Origin of the sequence: Arthrobacter sp. 2762, from assembly GCF_040548745.1 — a bacterium.
Taxonomy (GTDB): Bacteria; Actinomycetota; Actinomycetes; order Actinomycetales; family Micrococcaceae; genus Arthrobacter.
The window spans coordinates 526669-551680 of record NZ_JBEPSI010000002.1 but is presented as its reverse complement, the minus strand read 5'-3'; the positions used below and the strand labels follow the sequence as shown (position 1 = coordinate 551680).

Here is a 25012-nt window from a genome sequence, read left to right as displayed (position 1 = left end):
CTCACCACTGCAATAGTTACGCCCCAATTGCAGGAGAAGTAGATGCTTGGACTCGAAAAAACCCCGGAAATCCTTACTAGCTCGCCCGTGCCGGAACTGTGGCTGCTGCTGGTTGCCATAGCCATTCTCGTGACTCTGGTGGTACTCGCCGCCGTGATGGTTTCGCGCTCGCTGTTGCCACTCTCTGCCATGTTGCACCGACGACGGCGTCGGAGGGGGCCGCGGCATCGCAGCTCCCGCAAACGTGAGTTGTCCCGGGGGAGGCACTAGCCCAATATCCCTACTACAGGCTCGATCCCAGGGGATGGGCCGACTCCGTGATCTTGTTTCCCAGTTCTGGACCAACGAACTGGACCTGCTGGCTTCAGATGCCGCCGCTCCAGCCCAACGGCGGAAGTTCACGAGGCGCAGGAGATCCCCGGAATGTAGCATTCGAAGGACCGGTCCCGTACGTGGCCGCCGCTGATGGCAGCGGGCACGTACGGATTTTCAGAAAGTGGAATGCGATGACAACCAGTGCAGATGGAACCGCCACCACCGTCAGCAAGACGTTCAGCCGCACCACGAAGGTGGCTACGACAATCGACGCCGACCCCGCCACAGTCTGGCGCATCTTGACCACCGCGGCCGACTACCCCCGATGGAACTCAACCATCGTTTCGTTGAAGGGTGAGGTCAAGCCCGGCTCGACCATCCAGCTGGTGTCAAAACTGGATCCCAGCCGCACGTTCAAACTCAAGGTCAAGGAGTTCGAACCCACCAGCCGCCTGGCGTGGGGCGACCCATTGGGCACCCGCGTCTACACCCTCACGGAAACCAATAGCGGGCAGACCATCTTCGAGATGAATGAACGCATCGGCGGGCCGATCTTTCCACTGTTTGCGAACAAGATCCCGTCCTTCGACGCGAGCTTCGAACAGTTCGCTGCCGACCTGAAAGCGGCTGCCGAGGCATCCATTTAGAAACCCTCGACGGCGGCAGTGCTGAGGATGACCAGCTGCTGGGTTGCCCTGGTCATCGCGACATAGCGGTCCACGGCTCCTTCGATGCCCGTCCCGAAATCCTCTGGATCAATCAGGACCACGAGGTCGAACTCGAGGCCTTTGGATAGTTCCGGCGCAAGCCACCGCAGTCGCGGCGACGCTGGGAGCGAGCCGCGTCCGGCGTCGTTCTTGCTGATGACGCAGGCGATGCCTTCGGCGTGCGCATCAAGCCACGTGGTGAGGATCGAGTCCAGGTCTGAAGCGGATCCGTGGATGACCGGGAGGTCGCTGCTCCGGATGGACGTGGGGACGTTGGCGTCGGGGAGGGCGGCCTTGATGACGGGTTCCGCTTCGGTCATGACTTCCTCGGGCGTGCGGTAGTTGATGCTGAGATGCGTCAGGTTGACGTTGCTCAGCCCGACGCGCTCCAGACGTTCCTGCCAGGTCTCAGTGAATCCATGCCTGGCTTGCGCGCGGTCACCGACGATCGTGAAGCTCCGCGACGGGCAGCGTTGCAGGAGCATCTGCCACTGGGCGTCGGTCAGTTCCTGCGCCTCGTCCACCACCACATGGGCGAAGGGGCCTGCGAGCTGGTCCGGGTCCGCGATCAACACTGACTCGTTCATGAGCTTCTCCTGCATGTCCTCGCCGCGCAGCATGGACATGACAAGCATTTCGGAATCGTTCGCGGCGACGAGGTCTTCCACGACGCGGTCCATGAGCTCACGCTCGGCAGCGGCTTCGGCCCTTTGGCGACGCCTACGCTTGGACGCTTCAGGATCGCCCAGCCGTTGGCGGGCCGCGTCCAGCAGGGGCAAGTCCGACACGGTCCATGCGTTCGGATTGGCCCGCTGAAGCTTCCCCACTTCATCAGCGCTGAGCCAAGGGGCGCACAGACGCAGGTACGCTGGCACCCGCCAAAGGTCGGCCACGAGATCCGTGTAATGAAGCAGCGGCCAGGCCCGGCTGAACGCTTCCACCAAATCCGGATTCTGCCCGAAGGACCGCAAAAGCAAGTCCTCCGGAACCTCGTCCGTATCGAACTTGTCCACCAAAATGGTGAGCACTTCCTCCCAGACCTCGTCGCGCGCCTCATTGTGGGGAGTGCCTGGTGTCGGTACGTCGAAAGCCTCGGCCCAGTCATCAGCGCTGAGCCACACGTCGGCCCAGGGCGTCTCGACTTCCAGGCCCTCCTTCGGCGGTGACTCGTAGAACCTGACGGCCGGCTCGATCGCCTTCACCAGATTCGCCGAAGACTTCAGACGGGCAACCTCGTCGTCGGCTTCAACTGCAGCGTCGGCTCCCTCAGGCACGAGGTCCCGAAGGGTGCAGGTCTGCACACCCTCTTCACCAAGGCTGGGAAGGACATCTGCAACGTATGCCAGGAAGGGCCGGTGGGGGCCGACGAACAGGACGCCGCCCCTGCGGTGACCGAGCCGGGGGTCCGAGTAGAGGAGATATGCTGCGCGGTGCAAGGCGACCACAGTCTTACCTGTACCGGGACCGCCGTCGACCACTAACGCACCCCGGGAAGATGCGCGGATGATGGCGTCCTGGTCCGCTTGGATGGTACCCAGCACGTCCCGCATCCGCGCCGAGCGGCTGCTGCCCAGGCTGGCGATGAAGGCTGAAAGGTCCTCAAGCGCAGCGGTGCCGCCGGGCAGTTCCGCGGAGGCCGGGTCTTCCGTGAATGCTTCGTCCCAATAGTCGGTAATCCGGCCCCGGGTCCAGCGATAACGACGGCGGGCCGCCAGCCCCATGGGGTTGGCGTGGGTGGCTCCGAAGAACGGCTCGGCGGCGGGCGAACGCCAATCGATCAGCAGCCGGCGGCCGTCACTGTCCGTGAGCCCGAGTCGTCCAATGTAGAGAGGTTCGGTGTCGCCGGCGGGGACGACCCGACCCAGGCAGAGGTCAAGTCCGAAGCGCCGCAGTGCACGAAGCCGCCCGGTTAGCCGGCGGGTTTCGACGTCCTTTTCCACGGCCTCCTGGCCGAAGCGGCTTGGGGCTTTGCGTATGGCATCGAGCTGATCGGAGAGCTCGGAGATGGTCTGCTCAAGGCTTTCAGCGATGGCTGCGAAGTGCTGCTCATCGGCAGCGATCAGGGCTGGATCTGCTTTGGGTGCGAGGTGCTCGGGAAGGTTGAACGCGCTGGTTGTGAGAGGCACGCTGTCAGCTCCTTTCTGGGCTGATGGCGCCGGAACCGCGCGTCTGAAACAGCGCGTACTCCCGGCGTCGGCTCTCAATTTTGCAGCAACCCCCGGGCCTTGCGGCAAGCCCCCCAGTGCCGTATAGATTGAAAGTGAGGAGACACAACGTGTCTCCTTTTTTCGTGCCTTTTGCTGGGAGGCCACGGTCCTCTCTTGACTTAAGAACTGAGTCGCCTCAGAATTGAGCTTACTCAGTTATATAGTTTCAGGAGAGCCACCATGAGAGCCTTCGTCCTCAATAAGTACAAAGAACCCCTGCAGGAGGTTGACGTTCCCGAGCCAGTGGTCGGCGAGCATGACGTGCTGGTGCAGGTAACGGCGTCCAGCATGAACCAGCTGGACGAGAAGATCCGCCAGGGGGAGTTCAAGCAGGTCCTTCCTTACAGGCTGCCGCTGATCCTTGGCAATGACCTCGCCGGAGTCGTAGTGAGCGTCGGTGCGAAAGTACAGTCATTCAAGCCAGGGGATGACGTGTTCGCCCGCCCGCATCAGGATCGCATCGGCACGTTTGCCGAGCGGATCGCTGTGGCCGAGGCAGACCTTGCCATCAAGCCGGCGTCGATCAGCATGGAGGAAGCGGGATCCCTGCCACTGGTGGCCTTGACCGCGTGGCAGGCACTCGTTGAACGCGGCCAGGTTGTCCCGGGTCAGAAGGTCCTGATTCACGCGGGAGCTGGGGGAGTGGGCTCCATCGCGATCCAGCTTGCCAAGTATCTTGGGGCAACCGTTGCCACGACGGTCAGCGCAGGGAACGCGGACTTTGTTCGCGAGCTCGGGGCGGACGTGGTCATTGATTACCGGACGGAGGACTTTGCGGAGATCCTCCATGGCTACGATCTGGTTCTGGACAGCCTCGGCGGCGAGAATCTGGAGCGATCACTGAAGGTCCTCAAGCCCGGCGGCAAGGCCATCGGCATTTCAGGCCCTCCGGATCCCGCCTTTGCCCAAGAGCTCGGAGCAAACGCCCTGATGAAGGCCGCTGTGGCGCTTATTAGTGCTGGCATCCGGCGTAAAGCGCGTCGTCTCGGCGTCACCTATGAGTTTCTCTTCATGCGCGCCAACGGCAGCCAGCTCCGGGAGATTGCGGCGCTCATCGACGCCGGGGAAATCCGCCCCGTGGTGGGTCGGGTAGTCCCGTTCGACCAGACGCCGGACGTCCTTGCCGAGCTGGAAAAGGGTGGCGTCCGCGGCAAAACAGTCGTCAGTCACTGAATCAATCAACTAGTCAGGAACAAGCAACATGAGCAATGTCATCACCGCCTACAAAGACGCACCAGTCAGCACAGTTACCGCTGGCGGCGTCAGCTACAGTTACCGTGAGCTGGGCCCGAAGGGTGGAACCCCCGTCGTCTTCCTGGTTCACCTTGCCGCGACAATGGACAACTGGGACCCGCGCGTCATCGACCCCATCGCCGACAAGCACCACGTGATCACCTTCAGCAACCGTGGTGTCGGTGCCACAACCGGCAGCGTTCCTGGCACGATCGAGGAGATGGCGGAGGACGCCGCGACCTTCATCAAGGCGCTCGGGTACCAGAAAGTAGACCTCTTTGGGTTCTCACTCGGAGGCATGATTGCCCAGGCTTTGGTGGTCAAGTACCCGGAGCTGGTACGGAAGCTCGTCCTTGCCGGAACAGGTCCTGCGGGCGGGAAGGACATCGACAAGGTGGCTCGCGCCACCTACTACGACGTCCTGCGGGCCACCCTGACCCGGCAGGACCCCAAGGAATTCCTGTTCTTCAACCGCAATGCCGCTGGCAAGCCTGCCGCGAGGGCATTTATCCAGCGGCTCAAAGAGCGCACCACCAACCTGGACGCGCCCATTAAGACCAAGGCTTTCCAGACGCAGCTGAAGGCCATCAAGAAGTGGGGCCGCACGGAACCGGCCAACCTGGGCGCGATCACCCAGCCGACACTCATCGCCAACGGTGACAATGACCGTATGGTTCCGTCCCGGCTCTCCGATGATATGCACCTCCGGATTCCGGGCAGTGAACTGGTCATCTACCCGGATTCAGGGCACGGCGGGATCTTCCAATACCACCAGGAGTTCGTCCCCGTCGCCCTCGAATTCCTGGGCCGCTGATACGGTATTTGAATGCAGGCTGTGCCCCAGACCCTTGGCCGACGTGAGCGGAATAAGCAGGAGAAGCTAGACCGCATCACCGCTGCGGCCCGCGAGCTCTTCACCCAGTACGGCGTAGACGAGGTCACCACTCAGCAAGTGGCCGAAAAGGCCGACGTCGGATCGGGAACCTTGTTCTTGTACGCCAAGACGAAGGCGGAGCTGCTTCTCCTGGTCCACAACGTCAAATACGCTGAAGCGCTCAACTCGGGTGTCGCCGCCGCGGAACAGGAAGAAGCTGTCCTGGACGGGATCATGGCGATCATCCGACCCATCATCAAATGCAACCGGGTCCAGATCGAGAACGGCCGGACCTACCTGAAAGAGATCGTCTTCGGTGATCCCAGCGAGCCCCACCACGCGGAGGCGCTTGCGCTGACCATCCGCACGGAAGCTGCAATCGCAGAGGTGCTGGGTCGGGATGAGCAATTGATGGCCAGGGATCCGGGGAAGATTGCCCGTGTCATCTCGGCGATCATGTTCGTCAGCATGAGCTCCTCTGCCAATAGCGGTCTCACCGACGAGCAAGTCGGAGATGAGATCCGGGATCAGATCAACGTGGTTTTGGCCGCTGGGAGCTAGCGACGCTAACTGGATATCTGGCAGTATCTGCCCCCATGAATGAATTGCCCCTTGTAACCGCCCTACCCGAACGCATGCAAATGTGAAATGTTCAGACCATGACGGACGACGATCTAACTGAACTTCGCGCACAGGCAGACCAGGGCGGCCAGGATGCCATTGACCAGCTTGTGGAACTGGCTGCCGAACGGGGCGACCTTGAGGAACTGCGTCGTTTTGCCGTGCAGGGGAGTAGCGACGCAGTGGACCTCCTCATTGAGCTTGCCTCAGAACGTGGCGATGTGGAGGAACTTCGACGCCTCGCGGACGGCGGAAGCCGAACAGCAGCCGAGGTTCTCGCCGAGCTCGAAGAAGAATACGGCCCGGAATGAAAGCCCTTAGCGGCAGACTTGCTTGGGGTTATAGCCGAGGCAATTTACGGTCAACGCGGTACGCCGAAAAGACAAGGACGCTCAATCCCAGGAGTACCGCACCGTAGTAATAGAGGACGCCGGGAAACCCAAGGTGCACCCCTAGTACGCCACTGAGAAACAGCTGCGCGGCGATACCGACCAGAATGAAAATGGCGGCCAGGCGCCCAATCTTCGTGCCCTTGGACAGGCCGGTGCCGCGGGGTACGCCCGCCACGAAGTCAGACACACTGAACTGATCGCCCAGGCTCAGACTCTTTTCATTGGCTTCTTTGAGGAGTCCGGGAATCATGTTTTCAGCGACTCCCCGTCGCCTCAATGCATACACAAGATCTTGCTGAGCGCTGGTTTTCATCGAGTTACTCCATTCCCTCCTCATGCGGTTAGACAACATCCTTGGTTCGGTTTCTCCAGATACCGATCACACAAGGAATAAGGATCCATATGACAGCTGAAGATGCGGCAGCTGCAGCGTTGCCGCCTTCAGTCAGAACGTTGGTGAAGGTGGCTGATTGAAGAAATGGCGTGGCATCTCCAGCGACCAAACCAATCAACGAGTCGAACACAAAAGACTGAAACAGCACAAAGACAATCGCGAGTGGCGTAGACAGGAGCGCGGAAGCGACAGCTGCCCCGGACATGACGCCAACCAGAGTGGCACAAACCAGTAGCCAGACACTCCTGCTCAGGCTTCCAAACATGATGTCCGAGCTCGTGAAAACGGAGAAGCCTGCCGATACGACGAATGCCACAGCACAAATCACCAGCATTGTGGCGAGACCAAAGATTGCCACAGCGATGTACTTTGCAAGAAGCAACACTCCCCGCCTTGGCTGTAATACGAAGAACTTCACGTTGTCGCGGTGCTGCCAGTCGGAGGTAATCGCGAGAATCGAAATAATTGGCGCGCCTATGCCAGCGGGCAACGCCAACGCAGCAAGCATCATGGACATGTCAATCGGCTCATTGCGGCTCGCTGAGACGGCCACGAACGCGACGATCATCAGGATGCCGAGAAGCGTCATGCTAAATAGAAGCCATCGTGAGCTGCGGGTATTTATGAGTTTTCGCATTTCGACGTAGACGGCAACGCCGATGGGGTTCGATACCGGACTGCTGATGCCGCTCATTTCCCCTCCTCCGTCCTGGAGACCGCTGCAAACTCCGGGGAAGTCAGTTCACTGTAGTAACTTTCCAATGATTCCACCGGCTTTCTGTGCAACAGGCTCACTTGGATGCCATTCCTCCAAAGGATTTCACCGATGCGCTCCGGTGATGACATGACTGAAATTCGCTCACTGGCGGAATGAGGGGCCTCGGCCAGTGCAATTCCCTCGGCCTGCAGGACTCGCCTGATTTCAGACCTGTGAGGGCCATCGACTTCAGTGACTTCCGTTCCTCCCAGGTCTCCTATGGAGGAGTTGGAGATCACGCGGCCGCGGTCAATGATGACTACGCGATCTACGTAGGACTCAAGCTCGTTCAGCAAATGGCTTGAGATGAGAACGGCACCACCGCCTGCGGCAAATCGACGGATGGTTGCCTTAAGCCAGCTCATTCCCTCGACGTCCAACCCGTTGGCTGGTTCGTCCAGGACGAGGTACTTGGGATCTCCCAGAAGTGCGATGGCCAAACTAAGGCGTTGGCGCATGCCCAGGGACAGGGACCGTACTTTTCGACGACCCGCGATGGCTAGACCTACGGACTCAAGAACGGCATCCACCCTCTGAATGGGAAGCCCCATCATTGCGGCGGTCAGGGTGACTGTTTCGCGGGCCGACCTGCCGGGATGGTGCGCCGAAGGGTCAAGCAGGAAGCCTATCTGTTCCCCTGGGTTCAGCAGTTCGTGGAAGGGCGAGCCAGCAATCGTAATGGAGCCGGCATCCGGCCGGGTCAGGCCCGCGATCATTCTGAGCGTGGTGGATTTCCCGGACCCGTTTGGCCCGATGAACCCGGTAATCGTCCCTGGAGCGCAGCTAAAGCTCAACTCGTGGACGGCCTTTATGTTTCCGAAAGACTTCGAGATGTTTTCCAGTCTCAGGGTCATAAGAGCGTATCCCGTGAATTCATGAAGTCCCCCTTTCAATACACCCACTATGAGTGCATTGCTGATTTAGTACGAATTGTTTGTAGAGGTACGACGCCGGACCCGCCTTCCTGAATTGCCTTAGCTAACGCTGACCAGGACTTGGTCGATGCGCGCCAGAAGGCCCGGCCAGCCGTTGCCCATACCTTCAATGGCTTGCCGTCCCATGGGGGTGTCCAGGTTGAAGCCGGCGTGCTCGAAGTGAAGGATGGTGCCGGTTTCGGTGGACTCCAAAGCCCAGGTAATGGTGGTGTCCAGGACGCCCTCGGCGAAGACGAACGTGATGGAGGTGCCGGGTTCGACGGCGGTGACTTCGCATTGCTGCTGGCCCCAGCCGCCCATATCCATGGTGAAGCGGTGGCCCACCACGGGTTCGATGTCGCCGGCAGCCCACCAGCGGGCGAGCAGTTCCGGAGTGGTCAGCGCAGCCCACACTGCCTCTTTGGGGTGCGGGAAGGTGCGCTCGAGCCTGATGGCGTTTTCGGTCATGGAGTGTTTTCCTCATCCAATAGTTCGGCCAGGGCGTCGAGCCTCTGGTTCCAATATTGCTCGTAGTGCTTCAGCCAGTTGCTGGCTTCCCGCAGGCCCTCGGCCTCAAGGTGATAGATCCTGTTCCGGCCTTGCCGTTCCTCACGGATCAAGCCGGCTTCCCGCAGGACCGCCAAATGCTCGGACGCTGAAGAGCGGCTGAGGTCCAGGCGGCCCGTGAGATCGCCCGCCGTCAAGGGACCCTCACGGAGGCTATCGAGGATGGTACGCCGTGAAGGGTTCGCGAGGGCGCCGAAAACGTCGGGAAGCACTCGATGATGATATGTCGGAAATTTCCGAAATGACAACCCGGGCAGGACTTGCAGGTGAAACCGGAAGGGAGATCAGACCAGCGCGGTCATGATGTTCCAGCCTTCTCCGATCTGTTTCCGCGGCTCCAGATGACGGCTTCCAATGCCGGGATAGAGCCAGAGGACGCCGTTGGTATCCCGTGCGATGATCTGCGAGTAACCCACGTAATTGTTGTCGAAGTTGCCGGTGGCGATGATTGCTGTCATGGTGTTCCAGCCTTCGCCCACTTGCATCCGCGGTAGCCACCCACCGGTGCCGTTTCCCGGGTAGAGCCAGAGGCGGCCGCTGGTGTCCCGGGCAAGGAGGTCCATTTTCCGGTCCTCGTTGAAATCGCCGCGACCGATCAGAGCAGTCATCACGTTCCAGCCCTCGCCGATTTGGAACCGGGGGAGCCAGCCGCCCTGGTGATCTCCTGGATACAACCAGAGGCGCCCTTCCGCATCGCGGGCCATAAGATCTGCCATGTAGTCGCCGTTGAAGTCCCCAGGTCCCACCAGGGCAGTCATGACGTTCCAGCCGACACCCACCTGCATCCGGGGCTTGAGAGTTCCACCGCCTGTGCCCGGGTAGAGCCACAAATCGCCATTGGCGTCCCTGGCCAGGAGGTCGTCCGTGAACTCGCTTTGGAACTTGCCCGGGCCGACTATTGCCGTCATCACGTTCCAGCCCTGGCCCATCTTGAAACGGGGCTTCTTCCAGCCGCCAAGGCCATCACCCGGGTACACCCAGAGGTCGCCTGCTGTGTCGCGGGCAAGAACGTCGTGAAAGTAGCTGGTATTGATGGTGACGTAGTCCCAGTTGTTGTTGGGAACGCTCAAAGCCCGGGTGGCGGTCTTGTCTGCCTGGGCAGGAACCACTGCGAGGCCTAAGAAAAAGACCGCAACCATGGCCACAGCTGCGCCAAGGAAAAGTGGGCGCCTCCGGCTTCGAGCCCTTCGCAATGCAGTAGTGCGCCGTGCAGTAGTAGTCGACCTTGATCGGAACATCACTGTTACCCCCATTAGCAACATAGCCATCACGCGATGGACCGGAGCTTATCCGGATCGCCGAAGTTTTGTTAGGGGCTGACGGAAAGCCCTGTCATCCTATAGACATTCAGGTTTCACCGGTCGGGACGGAATCGAGGAGCAATGAGGCGGGTTCGCTACTTCACAGCGGCAGCAGCGGTTGCCGTCCTGTTACTCACCGGCTGCACCGGAACAGCGGACCCCAGCGCCCCGCCGTCGAGCCCGTCAGCAATCCCCACAGGCACGGCGTCCGCCTCATCGACAGGTTCGCCGTCCGCAACGCCGCCGGCGGTGTTAGCCAAACTCCCCAGGATTCCCTGGGACGGTGGTCCCGGTTTCTATAAGAAGTTCAGCAAGGCCGACGCAGCAGGGTGGGACGACCCGGGCTTCTTCCCCATCGGAGTTTGGTACGCATCGGGTAACGGCGAGCAGATGCAGTTCGACAAAGCGCATGGCATCAATTTCTACGTCCAACTGAACCCGGACACTGACTATGCCCTCTTCGATCAGCACGGCATGTTCTCGCTGATGAAAGTGAAGAACGCACCGGAGAACTGGGCGCAGCTGCCGGGCAACTACATCGACGATGAGGTGGATGGCCGGTTCGGTTGGGATGAGGGCGTAGCCCACATGAACCAGACCATCGCAGAGTTGAAGGCCAAGGAGGAGGGCCGGTTTACCTACGCGAACTGGACTCCATCCCTCATCAGCTACGACGCGCCGATGGACATCACCAAGCGCTATTGGGAGACCGTGGATGTGTCCTCGACGTCCAACTACTACTACGCAGGTGCCTGCCGCGATTGGCGGCTTCGCACGCCGCAGGGATACAACCCGACGACGACGGCCACCTGCCAGACGTCGTCCGCGTACGCGAAAGCCATGCAGGTCATGCAGGAGGTCAACGCCGCGAGGGGTGTGTACTCGCCCATCTGGATGGTCCCGACCGTGCTTAGCCCGGAAGGTGAGCATGACCTGTCGGACCAGATGACGCCCGACCGGGTGAAGGCACAGGTGTGGGCGATGCTCATCCACGAGTCGCGCGGTATCGTCTGGTTCACCCAGTCACCTGGGGGTGGCGCCGATAACCCGTGCATGTCCGGAGATGCGCTCGCCGATGTCCGCATCCACAACACCGCCTGCTCCCGGGATCAGGTGCAGGCCATGGGTGAGATCAACGCAGAAGTGAAGGCCCTGGCGCCAGTTCTGAACACGCAGAGCTATGTGTGGAACTTCGGTGATGGGCTGGACACCATGCTGAAAAGCTACAACGGGGACGCCTACATTTTCGCGATGACGCAGGACGCGCAGACCGGGCAACGGACCTTCACCCTGCCACCGGGTGTCACTCCCAAGACGGTTGACGTGGTGAACGAGAACCGCACCATCGCCGTCAAGGACGGGAAGTTTACGGATGACTTCCCCGTTGAATCCACCCACCATGTTTACAAGGTGAGGCTGTAGGGCGCTGCCCGCGTGTTCAGTCCTGTGCATTTCGTTGCCCTCCGCAGTGCAACCGCAAGAAACTCCTTGAGGAAACCCACTCAATGAGGAGCCTCACTTGCACCCACGAACCTTGGCCAGGCGTCTGGCCGCAACCACCGCATCTGCAGCGCTCGTAGCTGCCACACTGGTAGCCGCCGGAGTCGCAGCCAGCCCCGCAGCAACTGCAGCCGAACTGCCTCCGCCGCCCACCGGCGTCGTGTATGCCAGCGACGTTCCATGGTCCAGCATGACGAACGGCTGGGGGCCGGCCGAACTGAACATGAGCAACGGCGGCCAAGCGCTCGCGGACGCCAATCGTGCGCCGCTGACCATCGGCGGCACCGTGTATGCGAAGGGCCTTGGCACCCACGCGGCGTCGTCCATTACGTATAACCTCGGCGGGCAGTGCCGGCAGTTCCTCGCCCAGGTGGGTGTGGACGATACCCAGGGTGACCGGGGCCGTGTGGACTTCAAGGTCCTGGTGGATGGCGTGGAGCGTTTCGCGGGGGAGCGGAAGGGAACGGACGGAGCCCTGCCCGTCAACGTGGATCTGCGGGGCGGCACCACGCTGCAGCTCAAGGTGGAGGCCGGCCCGGAAGGGAATGGCAACGATCACGCCGACTGGGCTGATGCCAAGATCAACTGCTCCGACGCATTCCTTGCCGCGCCGTTGCGTATGGAGGGCTCAGCCGGGACGAACCTCAACTCGCTTGTCCCGGGAACCCCGGCGACCGTCGTCGTGCGTGATCTGCAGCCGTTGAGCCCCGTCAGTCTCAGCCTGCGAGGCGAAAACGTGGCCGACGCCGTTGCTGACGCCACCGGCGTTGCGACCATCACCTTCGTGGTGCCTGCTGGAGCCGCAGGCGGGACGACGGAACTCGTCGCCACCGGCACGGGTCCCTTCGACGTGGCCACCACGGGCAGGATCGGCGCGCTGATCGTGCAGATCAGCGATGCGAAGTTCTACGTGGACTGCTCGGCGGCTACTCCAGGCGACGGCAGCCAATCCAGCCCGTTCAACTCGATCGCTCAGGTCAACGGCCACGGCGCGTTCAACGCCGGCGAATCGGTCCTCTTCAGGGCAGGCACGGACTGCACCGGCGCGCTCACGCCGGCGGGCACCGGCGTCGCGGACCACCCGATCACTCTTTCGAGCTACGGCGATGGCGGCAAGCCCACCATCAACGGCAACGGCGCGGTGGCAGCCATCCAGATCACCAACGCCAGCCACTGGACGGTCAGCGGACTGCATGTGGTGAACCCGTCGGACACTCCGGTGCGCAGGGTGGGCATCCTCTTTGAGAACAGCGGAACGGCACAGACCGCCGGAATCGTGGTCACGGGAAACCATGTGGAAGACGTGGCTGGCTGGCGCAACAAGGCCACGAACGGCGCCGGCTTTGCCCAGTCTGCCGGCATCATGGTGCGCACCTGGGGCAAGGGCTCGGTGGACGGCATCACCATCACTGACAACGAGGTGAACGATGCCGCCGGCGGTGGCGTGAAGATCTCCGCTCCGGACACCACCGAGCGCTACAACACCAAGGTTTACGTGGCGCGCAACAAGATTCATGACGTGGGCGGCGACGCGATCGTGATCCACAACTCCGACGCACCGCTCATCGAGTACAACAGCGGACTCAACCTCGGCCAAGGCGCCCACCCCTATGAAGGCGGCAACTTCGCCGGCATGTGGCCGTACAACTCCAAGAACCCTGTATTCCAGTTCAACGTTGTGGGCAACAGCACCACTTCTGTGTACGACTCCACGGCCTGGGACTGCGACATGAAAATCGTGGGAACCTGCCTCTTCCAGTACAACTATTCGTACGGGAACGCGGGCGGCTTCCACCTGAACTGCGTCTCGAACTGCGGCGGTGGTGCCACCGCGGCGAACGTGGTGCTGCGGTACAACATCGCCCAGGACGACTGCCGCTTGGGCGGAAGCAGCAGCGGCACGGGCAAGCACTACATCTACAACAACACGTTCTATTGCCCGTCGCGCGTCTTCCTGGACGACATGACCGGCCCGCGCGAGGTCCGCAACAACCTCTTCGTGGCACCGGGCGGCAGTTTGAAAACCGCGTCGGCTGTGTATGCGAACAACGCGTACTTCGGCGGTATCTTGCCGCCCGCTGGCGAGACTGGTTCGGTGCTGGGTGATCCGCGGTTGGTTGCTGGCGGGAGTGGGCAGACTACGCTTTCTGTTCCGGGGTACCGCTTGCTTTCCGGGTCGCCTTTGCTGGGTGCCGGTCTTCGGATTAACGACGACGGCGGCAGGGACTTCTTCGGTAACCCCACCTCTGGTGCCTCTTCTGTTGGGGCACCGAATATCGGGGCTTACCAGGGGCCTGGGGTTGCGCCTGCGGCCTTGCCTTTTGGTTCGCTGGTGAACCAGACGTCGGTGGCGAATGCGGCCAACCCGCGGAACGGTGCCGTTACGGGTGACCGGCGGACGTTCTCCGAGGAGGCTCTTGCGGAGGCCGGGCTTGTCTCGGGCGAGCGGTATTCGGCATTCGGGGTGTCGTCCGTTTGGCATCCTACGGCGGTGGGGACGCCGGATACTTTGAAGGCTGCGGGGCAGGAAGTGCTTGTTTCGGGCAAGGGGCGGACTTTGCTGGTGACGGGGTTCTCCACCGGCAATGTGTCCTCGGGCGTCGCGACGGTTCACTTCACGAATGGCCAGAAGCGTGACGTGGTTCTGTCGTTGCCGAACTGGCTCTCGGGAGTTCCTTCGGATACCAGCGTGGTTGTTGCTTCATCGGCCTATCACCAGAGGCACACGCAAGCCTACATCGGCGGCCCGTCGACCGTTGTTCGGGTGGATGAGCCGGCTCGGGTGTTTGCCACGAAGATCGACATCCCGCCGGCGTTCGAGGTATCGAGCGTGACGCTGCCGCAGGGGAGTGCCCTGGTGGATGAGGGGCTGAACATCATGGATATCTCGGTGGGGAATTTGCCGGTGGGGCTGGGGTGATTCCTACTGGCTGATTGAAGTAGGAAAGGTGTGGGACCCGCTTGGACAAGCGGGTCCCATGCTGTTTGGCCAGCCGACCTCGGTATACCTTTAGTGCTGACCGCTTGTATCCGTCCGTCTTCGGATTCGGTGTGGGTGGCATCTATGAGATTGACGAGTATTCCGCGATCAGGTCGAATGCTGCTGGTCTCATTGGCTTCTATGAGGTGCGGCTAGAGAGTCCCGCAAAGTAGCTTAGAGCGCTCAAAGCTCCCCGAAGTCCATTAGCTCCTGCGCGATGCCCCACTCAGCTCAATGTCCTACTCATAGAGCTGAGTGCATAACGTATCGAGAAGCGACCAGTGTTTCTCCGGCACGAAGAAGCGTAAAGATCCCGGAACTCTATCCGGGGGAAGAATCGGCTCGGTAGTTAACTCACCGTACGGCCGCCGACTGATTTCAGTCTTGGGCATACATTGACAGCAACAACCACGAAGGTTGAGTCCGAGCAATTCGCCGAATCCGGGTTCCAGGGCCCTCTCGTGGGAGCCGGAAATCTCTAGCAAACCTCCCGCTTGGATTGGAGCCACCGCCCTGACCCTATGACCGGGTTGAAAACTTGAGTACCCATGTCGATGTCGTCCTTAAAAATGTATTGCGAGATTCGCATCACGTTTCCGTGAGAGCGCTCACATTCATTGTGGCGGCGCATCTCGACTCCCTGTCATCGCCTGCATCTAAGTGCACGTGTTTGGATGCGGAGGCAACGAGGTAGTGGAGAGACTTTCGGGAAACTTCATGCGCCGACGTGACCAAGGTCTACTTGGCTGCGCTCTCTTTCGAAAGGTTTTTTTGATGAGAAGATTGACACGACGCTCAAAATTGAGGTTCACGTCCCTGGCAGCAAGTCTTGTCCTCGGCGGTGCGCTCAGCGTTGCAGCTATAGCTCCCGCCTCCGCATCGGCCGCCCACACTGGAACTGACCCAGCAGCAACCGGCTGTGCGTCGGGCTCATTTCAGGTGGATGCAATTGCGCTGCGCGACCAGTACATCACAGGCAGTGCTCAAGTTGGTGCTACACAATTGATGTACTCGCCGGCATGCGGGACCAATTGGGTTAACGTCTACGGCTATGCAAACGGCTACAAGATCAACGGCTATATCCGCAGCAACGGTTATGAGTACGGGGTAAGTGCCTACAACGCAGGCAGCGGAGAGCACACTCTTCAGCTATACGCTCCCGGGTCAACGTGCGTGAACATGGACTACTTCGCATTCGGAGCATGGCTTTCCCCAGTATCTGGAGGTGCTGGCGGAACAAAAGGCGAGCTTGTTTCGCAGTCTTCCTTCGACTCCGGATTATGCAACGGTCTTCGCCAAGCTTAGAAAAGCCCCATGGTTCGAATCTGAGCAGGATGCCCGAAGTAGCGGCTATGGTCATAGCACGGCCACCGTTTCGGCAAGTGTATATGTCCGGGATATCGCGTTTCGAGATGTCGCAGTAGCTTGTGCTGGGACTGCTCAGCAGAAGATTCCCGGTAGCCAGGACGTCCTGGCCTCCTATGCTGCTTTAGGTCATACCCTGGCTCAGACATTGCAGGCGGTCACAAAGCTAAATTGGGATGAAGCTACCGAAAGAGTCTTGGCGTGCATGGGAGCCAACGGCTTTCCAATCGTGCCCAATGGATCAAATCCGAGTCCGACATGGGGGATCGACTTCGGCGTTCCGCTCGGGTCGGAACCTGCACTGGAATACCCCCAAATCGCAGGCGACTCCAAAGTGCAAGTAGCGCCGCGCATCACAGGTAAGAGCTATACGCCAACTCCGCAGGAATCCGACTCCGCCGCCACGATGTACAAGTGCTCCGTGGAAACGGGGGCACAAGAGTCATGGAAGAAAGCTATGACCGAAGCTGAGGATTCCGCGTTAGCCGTGAACAACCTGGCTCTCAAAGAGTGGGCGCCAAAGGTAGCACGAGTTGCGGAGCTGGCCTCCGGAGCAGTCTAAGCATGGCTTGGGGACGTCGAAGGAACATTGCCGATCACGGCACGCCTCCGTCACGGGAGGTAAGAGTAAGGGCATCACATTGTGAGTAGTAGGAAAGCAGTAAACGAGACTGACACGATGAGTGTCGCGAGGGGCCGTTCCCGGCTGAGGGTCGGCATCGGCATCATGCTCGCCTTCCTCTTGGTGATTGCGTGCCGTGTCATTGTCGTCCAGGGCTTGGACCCAACAAGCCTCGCGATCGCAGCCAACGAATTGCGGACCCAGTCAACTGTGCTGGCGGCGTCACGCGGAAAGATAGTCGACAAGGACGGTGTAGTTCTGGCCGATAGCATCATCCGGTATGACATCGTTGGCTCCCCCCGCGAAAACACGTCGAATGCGACATTCTTGCGGCGAGGTGAAGACGGTTCCGTAGTAACAGTGGACCGGGATACTGGGCTTCGCGAGTTGGCTCAACTGTTGGGCCGCGCAGATGAAGACGTGCGCAAGGCAATGGAAGGTGACAGTCAATTTGCTTATCTGGCGCGATCTATCTCGCCGGGCATCGAATCCGCTGTTGCTGAGCTTCATATCCCGGGTGTCACGTCCCGGCCCGTTCAGCAACGCACGTACCCCCTAGGCGCTGTCGGCGGAAGCATAGTTGGCTACGTAAATCAAGAGGGCGGGGCGGCTGGCATTGAGCAAACCTTGGACGAAAAACTCAAGGGTACCGATGGAGCCCGCACATTCCAGATCGGTGCTGACGGCATTGTTATCCCTACGGCAGCGAACCATGTCACGCCGGCCATTGACGGAGAGACGGTTAAGCTCACCATCGACAGCGACCTCCAGTTTTATAGCCAAAACGCGATAGAGAAGCAGGTCAAAGCTCAGGGGGCAGAATACGGCAACATCGTCGTGGTCGAGGCAAAGACGGGAAAGATTCGGGCAATGGCTGAGTCCGGCACCGTGGATCCCAACAACCCTGGCGCAACCTCCGCAGAGGACCGCGGCGCAAGATCGGTCACTGCGGCGATCGAACCGGGTTCAACAGAGAAGGCAATAACAGCCGCCGCCGCCATTCAGGAAGGAAAAGTTGAACCGCTATCGCAGATACTTGTTCCGCCAACGTACGCCGTTAATGGTGAGATCTTTCAAGACTCGTTTTCGCATGGAGCACTGCAACGAACCTTCGCCGGAATTATCGGCGATTCTCTTAATACCGGCACTGTGATGGTGGGAGAGAAACTATCGCGGGAGCTGCGCTATGAGTACCTGAACAAGTTTGGAATAGGACAAGAAACCGGGCTTCCTCTTCCAGGGGAATCTGCTGGTCTCCTGGCTCAACCGAGTGAGTGGGACTCACGTCAGGAATTTGCGGTTTTGTTCGGGCAAGGGGTGTCTCAAACGCCTCTCCAGACGACTATGGTATTCCAGACCATCGCCAACAACGGTGTGATGCTGCAACCACAACTCATCGAGTCCATAGTTGATCAGGACGGGATCGAACACATACAGCCACATGCGCCGGCCACGGAAGTGATCACTCAGGACACGGCTCAGAAGGTGCGGGACATTCTTGAAAGCGTTGTTACGGCCGGGGGTGCGAAGGACGTAAAGATCCCTGGATATCGAGTGGGTGGCAAAACCGGCACAGCTGAAGCTGTTGCCGACAATGGCGGTGGCTTCAATGGTTACACTGCCTCTTTTGTTGGTATGGCGCCCATGGATGACCCCCAATTTGTCGTGATGGTCAATGTTCAACGCCCTAAAGGCAACATCTATGGCATTAGTCAAGCGGGCGTATTCAATGACGTGATGGCTCAGGTGCTCGCCACGTACGATGTGGCGGCTTCGACCACACCCTCTGTCAGATTGGCGCAGAGTTACTAGTCCGGCATGCTGCCGAGCCTCACGCTGCAAGCGTCGTAGTGGTCCTTGGCGGGGTTCTGGATTTGCCCTCGGAATGAGCCGGGTGGGGAGTGCGGCGGTCAGTGGAGGGATGAACACCATGGACATCGTGAGTGGAATATGCCATCGGGGCTGAGGTACTTGTTGCCAGCTTGTTAGGTGGGGGGTATGGGATCTTCTACAGCGGTTCGCGCGGCTTTCAACCAGGTTGGATTCTCGCGCGTACCTTGCTGCTGCGTTCTGCCTAAGCGGACGCCGTCGGACCCCGCCAATTGTGGCTCTGTGTAACGCCGGTCCTGATTTCCAAAAAGCGGTCGGACGAAAAGCGGAACCACCGAAATGCCCTTGAGTTTGGTCGAGCCCATCGTCGCGGAGCGACATCGAATACCCTTAAATGATGGCACCCATTACGAAGGTAGCGGAGAGTCCCGCAAATAGGGCCAGAGTCCACTGCCAAACTTCCGTGTCGCCCGTCGACTAGCTGGCTCCCATTAAGTAGCACCCATGATAAGACCGACGGGAACTCTTCAAGGTTTTGCCCACGACGATTGGTTCACCCGCTCGGGACCTCGTCATCTGGGCAGCAATGGAAGTGCAGCGCCAGCTTAACTTGGCTCGCCGTCGTTGTTTGATAGCAGGAACTTGCGCAGGAGGTTCGCCAGCTGTTCCCGCTCAGACTTGGTGAGGCCCTCCAGCATCTTCTGCTGGTTCTCCACGTGATGCTCAACCACCTCGTCAATGACGGCGAGTCCTTCGGGCGTGAGACTGATCAGCAGTTGTCTGCGGTTCTCGGGGTTGGTCTCCCGATGAACCAACCCGCGAGACACAAGCCGATCAACGCGGTTGGTCATGGCCGCAGAGCCGATCATGGTCAGGCTGGCCAATCGCCCAGGCGTTAGCGGAGCTTCCGCGGCTGATCGCCGCAGCGTAGCCAAGACATCGAACTCCCATGGCTCCAGCCCGAACTGGTTCATGAACTTCTGCACGTCCAGGGATGCCAAGCGACTGGCCCTGTTGAGTCGGCCGAGGACGCCCATGGAGCCGACGTCGAGGTCGGGGCGCTCCTTGTTCCACTGCTCAAGAATCATGTCGACTGCGTCGCGGTCCATAGTCCTCCAAGGCTTGACCTCAAACAGTACAGCACCTACATTTTCTTATATCAAATAGTTTGATATCGAAATGTATGGAAGTGAACAATGCCCGCGATTATAGAGACTGTCAGCAGCAAACCCGGAGGGTCCGCCCTGCCTAAGGCGTCGCCCCGCGACCTCTTCATCACCGCGCTGGCGCCAATGGTCTGGGGCTCCACGTACCTGGTGACCACAGAGTTTCTTCCCGCTGACCGACCCCTTCTGGCAGCAACGGTCCGGGCTCTACCGGCGGGCATCGTTCTGATGCTCGTTACCCGAACCTGGCCGCGGGGGAGTTGGTGGTTCAAGGCCGCGGCATTGGGTGCACTCAACATTGGGCTGTTCTTCTTCCTCCTGTTCTTCACCGCGTACCAACTGCCAGGAGGAGTCGCAGCGCTGGTCGGGTCCGTCCAGCCCCTGTTCGTGCTCTTCCTTGGCGTGCTGCTGCTGGGGGAGAGGATCCGCGCGGCGCACATCGTCGCCTGCGCGCTGGGAGCGGCAGGTGTTGGCTTGCTCGTTCTGCGGTCCGACGCAACGTTGACGGTCATTGGCGTCATAGCTGGGATGGCTGGGGCACTGAGCATGGCGGCCGGCATCGTCCTCACTAAACGCTGGGGGAGGCCCGACGGCGTGGGGCTGCTCGGCTTCACGGGTTTGCAGTTGGCTATGGGTGGCGTCATGCTCCTGCCGGTGACTTTGGTCGTCGAAGGACTGCCTGGAGAGGTGTCAGGCGCGAACCTGGCGGGCTTTGCTTACCTCAGCGTCATCGGTGCGCTGGCCGCCTACGCGGTGTGGTTCCGAGGCATCCAACGCCTGCCCACGATGGTGGTGTCGTTCCTGGGATTCCTGAGTCCGCTCGTAGCTACGGTGCTGGGGTTTGTGTTCCTGGGGGAGTCGTTGTCGGGGTGGCAGCTGGTTGGGGCGGTGCTGGTGTTGGCGTCGGTGTTCCTGGTGCAGAGGCCTGCCGCTGATGCTCGGCGCGACCCCGCATAGGTAGCAGGTGGTTCGTGACCCTACGCAGTGGCCCGATAATTTGAGCCGCGATGGCCCGCCTTGATTCAAGACCGTGCTGCCGGCCCAGCTTGGTGCATTACGCCGCACCGTTGGGGTGGAGCAGGGCGTCTTTGTGGCCCACGACGGCGAAGGTTCATAATTCTTGTCAGAACGGCCCAGTTGATGAGGATTCAGCATCTCATGTGCTCGAAGGGCACCGCGTTGCTGCCCATGTATTGGTCTACGGTGATCCTGTGTGTTCAGAGGAAGGGGTGGAGATCTGCTCTTGATAGGCCAGATGTTCGTAGTTCAACCTGTGTGCTCCCGCCATCCTTAGCCTTCCTGTTGGCTTCCCTAGATTTAGAACGGTGCCATCGGCCCGAACAGTTAGGGCGTGTCCGTCAAAGAGTACGTGGCAGTTTGGGCATAGGCACAGGATGTTATCCAAGGTGTCCGGCCCGTTGTGGGGGATACCCAGCGGGCGAATGTGTGCGCCTTCCGAATATGGCCCGGCTGCCGTGACGAGTCTGGTTCTACAGATCTGGCAGGTGTTGTCATAGAGAAGCTTCACGGAAGCTGCGACGTCGTAATTACGGATGATCCGATTGACGTGCGCGCTGCGTCGCGGCGGCGTTACATCTTCCCCTCGGGTCAAAGCGGTGGCAACTTGATCAGGAATGAGACTTTCGCCGGCAACTGCTCGGAGCTGGTAAATCAGGACTTTCCAGCCGTCACGCATGCCCCAGCCCCAGTTCGTGACCGTGAACAGCCCTAAGTAGACGTATTCATTGTGGGACTTCCTAGCTGTGAGCACGGACTCCTTGACCAGGACGCGAACAGGCCGGCCAAGTTTGTAATTCTCGACGAGGCCAAGGTTGCCCTTTGCCAGCTTTTGATCGGCAATGTGCCGGCCTGTGTTAGCGTCGCGGCCGCCAAAGCCGGTGTAGGTGATCAGGTCACCTTGAATCTCGTCATCAGAGTATCCGTCGGAAAGGCAAATAGATTGGGTGCCGTCTGCCTGACCAGCGATGCCTGCCTGCGTGGTCCTGTGAACACCGGCGTCGTAGGCCTCCCGCCTATCCTTGAAAACTGTCCCTGGCAGACAATCCGGGATTTCCCCATATATGACCCCCGGCGTGACGCTGTTGCGCCGGATCAGCTCTATGCCGAAGCGCTTCAGTGCCCTTCCAGCCTCTTCTCCGCCTGAGAAAAGCCGGATGGACAGCGTGCCCTTGGCAGGATGCTGTTTTCCGTAGGCAACTGCCAAAAGCGGTTTGGAGTCGATCAGCATGCCGTCGACTTCAGCAAAGTACCGGGCGGACGGTTGTTGCCCGTACTTCGCAAGGAAAGCATCACGTCCAAGAATCCTAAATTCATCGACGGTCTTTGAAATTGCTGATGGATCCGTCAGCTCCGACAATGCCCCCACAGAAGTACCCCCACTGTCCTCGTCCCTTTTGTAGCCGGCTACGGTCCGAGGTCACGAAGCGGCGGATCGTCTGAGTACTGGCACCGGTGCCAACGATCTGCTGTCAAAAATATATGAAGAAGCGCGTCACGTCTCGTTCGTGGTTGACACATATATTGGGGACTTCTGTCTCACATGCAGTTTGGCCGGGTCACAGGATGAGCTGTCGCCGTCGTCGTATTTTCCTGGTGGCCGTTGGCACCCAGGCCGTCGTGGACGTTGTCGCTCGCTGGCAGGAACGGCTGTAGAGCGTCACGCGTCAAGGCCACGTCTCAGCGCTCTTTACGCTCGTCGGGTCACATATTGACTGTGACCCGCCTCACCGTCACAATAAATGAATGTTATTCATTTCCATCTTCCGTTGGCGAGTGTCCTCCATCGAGTGCTCACGAGCCAGGCCAGCACGTCAGGATCGCGGGAACCCCGCAGGTCCAGTCGCAGCTACGAAGTTTCGGCCCCGCCGTAGCTTCGTTAGTAACTCAGCATGACGACTTAGGATCCCCATGACCCCCACGTTTGAAACAGATACACCGGCAGGCGAGAAGCCTGTGGGGCCAACTTCCGCTCAGACCGCAAACCAGGGTTGGCGCCGCGTTCTCGGCGTTCCGTCGCTGGTGTTGCTGGGTTTGGTTTACATGGTGCCGCTGACGATCTTCAGCACTTACGGTATCGTCGTGGAGCTGACGGGTGGGCGCCTCTCGGCCGCCTACGCCGTGACGCTGGTGGTCATGCTGTTCACGGCACGCTCTTACGGCCGGATGTCGCAAGCGTTTCCGTTTGGGGGATCCGCTTACACGTATGCGACGCGATCGTTTGGAGCCGGGCTTGGCTTTATGGCCGGATGGTCGCTCCTGCTGGACTATCTGCTTCTGCCAATGATCAACTACCTGCTCATCGGCATCTACATGGAAGCCGCATTCCCCGCGATCCCTGCGTGGGTGTTCATGATCGTCTCCATCCTGGTTGTGACCATTCTGAACATCTTGGGAATCACGGCGATTGCCAAGGCCAACTTCGTCGTAGTGGGACTGCAGGGGCTCTTCATCGTCCTGTTCGTTGCGCTGGGACTTTCATCCATTACTGGTGCCGGCAACCTCGACTTGATGGCCCCGTTCACCGGCGCCGATGGGGCCGAAGGCTTCTCGCCGATTCTGGCAGGCTCGGCGATTCTGTGCCTGTCGTACCTGGGATTCGACGCCGTTTCCACCTTCGCCGAGGAAACAAAGGACCCGAAGCGCAACCTGCCCAAGGCCATCATGCTCACCACTGTCCTGGCTGGCGTGATCTTCCTTGGGCTCGCGTACATCAGCCACCTCGTACTCCCGGTCAGTACGTTCAATGACGTGGACGCAGCGGCCATCGAGGTCATAGGGGCAGCCGGCGGAAACCTGCTCGTCGCCTTCTTCACCGCCGCATACATTGCAGGAAGCGTTGGATCGGCGCTGACGTCCCAGGCTTCTGTTTCGCGGATCATTCACTCGATGGGTCGTAGTGGAGTTTTCCCCGCTGCGCTGGGCAAACTGCATGCTCGATTCCGTACACCCGTGCTCCCGATTCTTTTGACGTCAGCCGTTTCGCTTCTGGCCTTTGTACTGGACCTGCTCACCATTTCGTCACTGATCAGCTTCGGCGCGCTGGTCGCGTTCTCCGTGGTCAACCTGGCTGTCATTAAGCACTACTTCTTCGATGAGAAGGCACGTGATGCGCGGGGCGTGGTCCACAACCTGGTGTTGCCTGGCGTTGGCTTCGTGCTGACCATTTGGTTGTGGACGAGCCTGAGCGGATTGTCGATCGGCTTTGGGCTCGCTTGGGCCGGCGTGGGGTTGGTGTACCTGGCTTTCCTGACCCGCGGGTTCCGGAAACCGGCGCCACAGTTGGAGCTCGAGGAAGTCTAGAGACCGCTGCTAGCGCCGACGTTTGATGAGGCCACAGCGGCACGTGGGTTCGCCGTCGTCGATGTTCTCCGTTGGCCGTTGCTTCGCAAGGCATCCTGTGGAAGCCTCGGAGTGATCCCGTCGCCGGGGTGACGGCGGGCGGACGAGAAGGAGCCCGGCATGGGACTCATCCACATCGACCTGTTCACCACGCTGGACGGCGTCGCGCAAGCGCCGGGCGGACCTGAAGAGGACCCGGCCGAGGGTTTCAAGTTTGGCGGCTGGCAGGCTCCTCTGTTCGACGACGTGGTCGGCGAGCAGGTCGAATCCGGAATGGTGGGGATGGACGCCCTGCTTCTTGGGCGTCGGACCTATGACATCTTTGCCGGGTACTGGCCGCACCAGGACAGCGGCATAGCGCAGTTGTTCAACCGCATACCGAAATACGTGGCTTCGCGCCAGACACCAGCCCTGGAGTGGGCCGGATGCACTCTGCTCGGTCCTGGTGTGGTGGCTGCCTTGAACGAACTGCGTGACAGGCACGAGCATATCCACGTCATTGGCAGTCTCGACTTTGTACAGACCCTGTTCGCCGAGCGGCTTTTCGATCGGCTCACGCTTTGGGTGTATCCGATCCTCCTCGGTGACGGGAAGAAGGTCTTCGCCGATGGGGTGGTTCCGACGAACCTTGAACTCATCGAGCCGGTGGTCGCTTCGCCGAAGGGAGCAGTGATGCAGCGCTACGCTTTGGTTGAGGGGACGCCCGGGGTGGGGGATATGTCGGCACAATAGACCTCCATCACCCGGTTCAGTCGGTGGGGTTGAGCTCCTCAAACACGTCCCAGCCTTGATTCCAGCCTGCCTCCGAAAATTTGAATTCGTAATATGAGGACTCCAAGCCGAATGCGGACGTCCGGCACATATGCTACCCCTAGCTCTACAAACGGCTATTTGACACTGCCAGGGGG

The 25012-nt window shown here is 60.1% G+C and carries 22 protein-coding genes; 13 read left to right on the top strand and 9 right to left on the bottom strand.

The features are described 5' to 3' along the window. The first annotated feature begins 42 nt into the window (after positions 1-42). Together ABIE18_RS06490 and ABIE18_RS06485 are read left to right on the top strand one after the other, a co-directional pair. The gene (locus ABIE18_RS06490) at positions 43-270 is read left to right on the top strand and encodes a hypothetical protein (protein WP_499721845.1); all 228 of its coding nucleotides are present in this window, start codon (positions 43-45) and stop codon (positions 268-270) included. Positions 271-506: 236 nt separating this feature from the next. Beyond that, a complete protein-coding gene (locus ABIE18_RS06485) occupies positions 507-962 on the top strand; it encodes an SRPBCC domain-containing protein (protein ID WP_499721844.1) in 456 nt (151 codons plus the stop codon). On the opposite strand, the gene helR is transcribed toward ABIE18_RS06485, so the two are convergent. After that, complete coding sequence (gene helR, locus ABIE18_RS06480) at positions 959-3148, bottom strand: RNA polymerase recycling motor ATPase HelR (protein WP_499721842.1); 2190 nt, start codon at positions 3146-3148, stop codon at positions 959-961. The genes ABIE18_RS06485 and helR overlap by 4 nt on opposite strands. Positions 3149-3409: 261 nt before the next feature. On the opposite strand from helR, the gene ABIE18_RS06475 reads away from it, so the two are divergent. The 4 genes from ABIE18_RS06475 (at position 3410) to ABIE18_RS06460 (ending at position 6268) form a co-directional block, all read left to right on the top strand. After that, positions 3410-4402 carry an NADP-dependent oxidoreductase gene (locus ABIE18_RS06475; protein WP_499721841.1) on the top strand — a complete coding sequence of 331 codons (993 nt, stop codon included), beginning with the start codon at positions 3410-3412 and terminating at the stop codon, positions 4400-4402. Positions 4403-4430: 28 nt separating this feature from the next. Beyond that, positions 4431-5276: an alpha/beta fold hydrolase gene (locus ABIE18_RS06470; RefSeq protein WP_499721840.1), complete on the top strand. Its 846-nt coding sequence runs from the start codon at positions 4431-4433 to the stop codon at positions 5274-5276. 12 nt (positions 5277-5288) lie between these two features. Next, a complete protein-coding gene (locus tag ABIE18_RS06465; RefSeq protein ID WP_499721838.1) occupies positions 5289-5897 on the top strand; it encodes a TetR/AcrR family transcriptional regulator in 609 nt (202 codons plus the stop codon). Between the two features lie 98 nt (positions 5898-5995). Continuing rightward, complete coding sequence (locus ABIE18_RS06460) at positions 5996-6268, top strand: hypothetical protein (protein WP_499721836.1); 273 nt, start codon at positions 5996-5998, stop codon at positions 6266-6268. Between the two features lie 28 nt (positions 6269-6296). Here ABIE18_RS06460 and ABIE18_RS06455 read toward each other — a convergent pair whose 3' ends face one another. From ABIE18_RS06455 to ABIE18_RS06430, 6 genes are all read right to left on the bottom strand, one after another. Further along, positions 6297-6662, bottom strand: coding sequence for a hypothetical protein (locus ABIE18_RS06455; protein ID WP_431118856.1), 366 nt, complete (start codon positions 6660-6662; stop codon positions 6297-6299). Positions 6663-6690: 28 nt separating this feature from the next. Beyond that, positions 6691-7437 (bottom strand): hypothetical protein, encoded by a 747-nt coding sequence (locus ABIE18_RS06450; RefSeq protein ID WP_499721835.1) that lies wholly within the window; start codon positions 7435-7437, stop codon positions 6691-6693. Next, a complete protein-coding gene (locus tag ABIE18_RS06445; RefSeq protein ID WP_499721834.1) occupies positions 7434-8354 on the bottom strand; it encodes an ABC transporter ATP-binding protein in 921 nt (306 codons plus the stop codon). The genes ABIE18_RS06450 and ABIE18_RS06445 overlap by 4 nt, the downstream gene beginning before the upstream one ends. A 120-nt stretch (positions 8355-8474) precedes the next feature. Further along, positions 8475-8882, bottom strand: coding sequence for an SRPBCC family protein (locus ABIE18_RS06440; RefSeq protein WP_499721832.1), 408 nt, complete (start codon positions 8880-8882; stop codon positions 8475-8477). Continuing rightward, entirely contained in the window at positions 8879-9193 is a 315-nt protein-coding gene (locus tag ABIE18_RS06435) for an ArsR/SmtB family transcription factor (protein WP_499721831.1), read from the bottom strand. The genes ABIE18_RS06440 and ABIE18_RS06435 overlap by 4 nt, the downstream gene beginning before the upstream one ends. A gap of 72 nt (positions 9194-9265) precedes the next feature. Beyond that, on the bottom strand, positions 9266-10120 hold the full coding sequence (locus tag ABIE18_RS06430; RefSeq protein ID WP_499721829.1) for an FG-GAP repeat domain-containing protein: 855 nt from the start codon (positions 10118-10120) through the stop codon (positions 9266-9268). 243 nt (positions 10121-10363) lie between these two features. Here ABIE18_RS06430 and ABIE18_RS06425 point away from each other — a divergent pair, with 243 nt between their 5' ends. The 4 genes from ABIE18_RS06425 (at position 10364) to ABIE18_RS06410 (ending at position 18561) form a co-directional block, all read left to right on the top strand. Next, entirely contained in the window at positions 10364-11704 is a 1341-nt protein-coding gene (locus ABIE18_RS06425) for a hypothetical protein (RefSeq protein WP_499721828.1), read from the top strand. Positions 11705-11801: 97 nt separating this feature from the next. Further along, positions 11802-14702: an NPCBM/NEW2 domain-containing protein gene (locus ABIE18_RS06420; RefSeq protein ID WP_499721827.1), complete on the top strand. Its 2901-nt coding sequence runs from the start codon at positions 11802-11804 to the stop codon at positions 14700-14702. 834 nt (positions 14703-15536) lie between these two features. After that, positions 15537-16067 (top strand): DUF2690 domain-containing protein, encoded by a 531-nt coding sequence (locus ABIE18_RS06415; protein ID WP_499721825.1) that lies wholly within the window; start codon positions 15537-15539, stop codon positions 16065-16067. Positions 16068-16806: 739 nt separating this feature from the next. After that, positions 16807-18561 (top strand): peptidoglycan D,D-transpeptidase FtsI family protein, encoded by a 1755-nt coding sequence (locus ABIE18_RS06410; protein ID WP_499721824.1) that lies wholly within the window; start codon positions 16807-16809, stop codon positions 18559-18561. 623 nt (positions 18562-19184) lie between these two features. Here ABIE18_RS06410 and ABIE18_RS06405 read toward each other — a convergent pair. Continuing rightward, on the bottom strand, positions 19185-19688 hold the full coding sequence (locus ABIE18_RS06405; RefSeq protein ID WP_499721823.1) for a MarR family winged helix-turn-helix transcriptional regulator: 504 nt from the start codon (positions 19686-19688) through the stop codon (positions 19185-19187). Positions 19689-19775: 87 nt separating this feature from the next. On the opposite strand from ABIE18_RS06405, the gene ABIE18_RS06400 reads away from it, so the two are divergent. Beyond that, positions 19776-20702: an EamA family transporter gene (locus ABIE18_RS06400; protein ID WP_499721822.1), complete on the top strand. Its 927-nt coding sequence runs from the start codon at positions 19776-19778 to the stop codon at positions 20700-20702. Between the two features lie 241 nt (positions 20703-20943). On the opposite strand, the gene ABIE18_RS06395 is transcribed toward ABIE18_RS06400, so the two are convergent. Further along, positions 20944-22131: a YDG/SRA domain-containing protein gene (locus ABIE18_RS06395; RefSeq protein WP_499721821.1), complete on the bottom strand. Its 1188-nt coding sequence runs from the start codon at positions 22129-22131 to the stop codon at positions 20944-20946. Positions 22132-22673: 542 nt separating this feature from the next. Here ABIE18_RS06395 and ABIE18_RS06390 point away from each other — a divergent pair. Together ABIE18_RS06390 and ABIE18_RS06385 are read left to right on the top strand one after the other, a co-directional pair. Beyond that, on the top strand, positions 22674-24065 hold the full coding sequence (locus ABIE18_RS06390; protein ID WP_499721819.1) for an APC family permease: 1392 nt from the start codon (positions 22674-22676) through the stop codon (positions 24063-24065). Positions 24066-24224: 159 nt separating this feature from the next. Next, the gene (locus tag ABIE18_RS06385; RefSeq protein ID WP_499721817.1) at positions 24225-24836 is read left to right on the top strand and encodes a dihydrofolate reductase family protein; all 612 of its coding nucleotides are present in this window, start codon (positions 24225-24227) and stop codon (positions 24834-24836) included. Positions 24837-25012 lie beyond the last annotated feature (176 nt).

Excerpts from the sequence above, each read along its gene's own strand:
- ABIE18_RS06490 (WP_499721845.1), top strand. The coding sequence starts at position 43 with ATGCTTGGACTCGAAAAAACCCCGGAAATCCTTACTAGCTCGCCCGTG.
- ABIE18_RS06485 (WP_499721844.1), top strand. The coding sequence starts at position 507 with ATGACAACCAGTGCAGATGGAACCGCCACCACCGTCAGCAAGACGTTC.
- ABIE18_RS06475 (WP_499721841.1), top strand. The coding sequence starts at position 3,410 with ATGAGAGCCTTCGTCCTCAATAAGTACAAAGAACCCCTGCAGGAGGTT.
- ABIE18_RS06470 (WP_499721840.1), top strand. The coding sequence starts at position 4,431 with ATGAGCAATGTCATCACCGCCTACAAAGACGCACCAGTCAGCACAGTT.
- ABIE18_RS06465 (WP_499721838.1), top strand. The coding sequence starts at position 5,289 with ATGCAGGCTGTGCCCCAGACCCTTGGCCGACGTGAGCGGAATAAGCAG.
- ABIE18_RS06460 (WP_499721836.1), top strand. The coding sequence starts at position 5,996 with ATGACGGACGACGATCTAACTGAACTTCGCGCACAGGCAGACCAGGGC.
- ABIE18_RS06455 (WP_431118856.1), bottom strand. The coding sequence starts at position 6,662 with ATGAAAACCAGCGCTCAGCAAGATCTTGTGTATGCATTGAGGCGACGG.
- ABIE18_RS06450 (WP_499721835.1), bottom strand. The coding sequence starts at position 7,437 with ATGAGCGGCATCAGCAGTCCGGTATCGAACCCCATCGGCGTTGCCGTC.
- ABIE18_RS06445 (WP_499721834.1), bottom strand. The coding sequence starts at position 8,354 with ATGACCCTGAGACTGGAAAACATCTCGAAGTCTTTCGGAAACATAAAG.
- ABIE18_RS06440 (WP_499721832.1), bottom strand. The coding sequence starts at position 8,882 with ATGACCGAAAACGCCATCAGGCTCGAGCGCACCTTCCCGCACCCCAAA.
- ABIE18_RS06430 (WP_499721829.1), bottom strand. The coding sequence starts at position 10,120 with ATGGTTGCGGTCTTTTTCTTAGGCCTCGCAGTGGTTCCTGCCCAGGCA.
- ABIE18_RS06425 (WP_499721828.1), top strand. The coding sequence starts at position 10,364 with ATGAGGCGGGTTCGCTACTTCACAGCGGCAGCAGCGGTTGCCGTCCTG.
- ABIE18_RS06415 (WP_499721825.1), top strand. The coding sequence starts at position 15,537 with ATGAGAAGATTGACACGACGCTCAAAATTGAGGTTCACGTCCCTGGCA.
- ABIE18_RS06410 (WP_499721824.1), top strand. The coding sequence starts at position 16,807 with ATGAGTGTCGCGAGGGGCCGTTCCCGGCTGAGGGTCGGCATCGGCATC.
- ABIE18_RS06405 (WP_499721823.1), bottom strand. The coding sequence starts at position 19,688 with ATGGACCGCGACGCAGTCGACATGATTCTTGAGCAGTGGAACAAGGAG.
- ABIE18_RS06400 (WP_499721822.1), top strand. The coding sequence starts at position 19,776 with ATGCCCGCGATTATAGAGACTGTCAGCAGCAAACCCGGAGGGTCCGCC.
- ABIE18_RS06390 (WP_499721819.1), top strand. The coding sequence starts at position 22,674 with ATGACCCCCACGTTTGAAACAGATACACCGGCAGGCGAGAAGCCTGTG.
- ABIE18_RS06385 (WP_499721817.1), top strand. The coding sequence starts at position 24,225 with ATGGGACTCATCCACATCGACCTGTTCACCACGCTGGACGGCGTCGCG.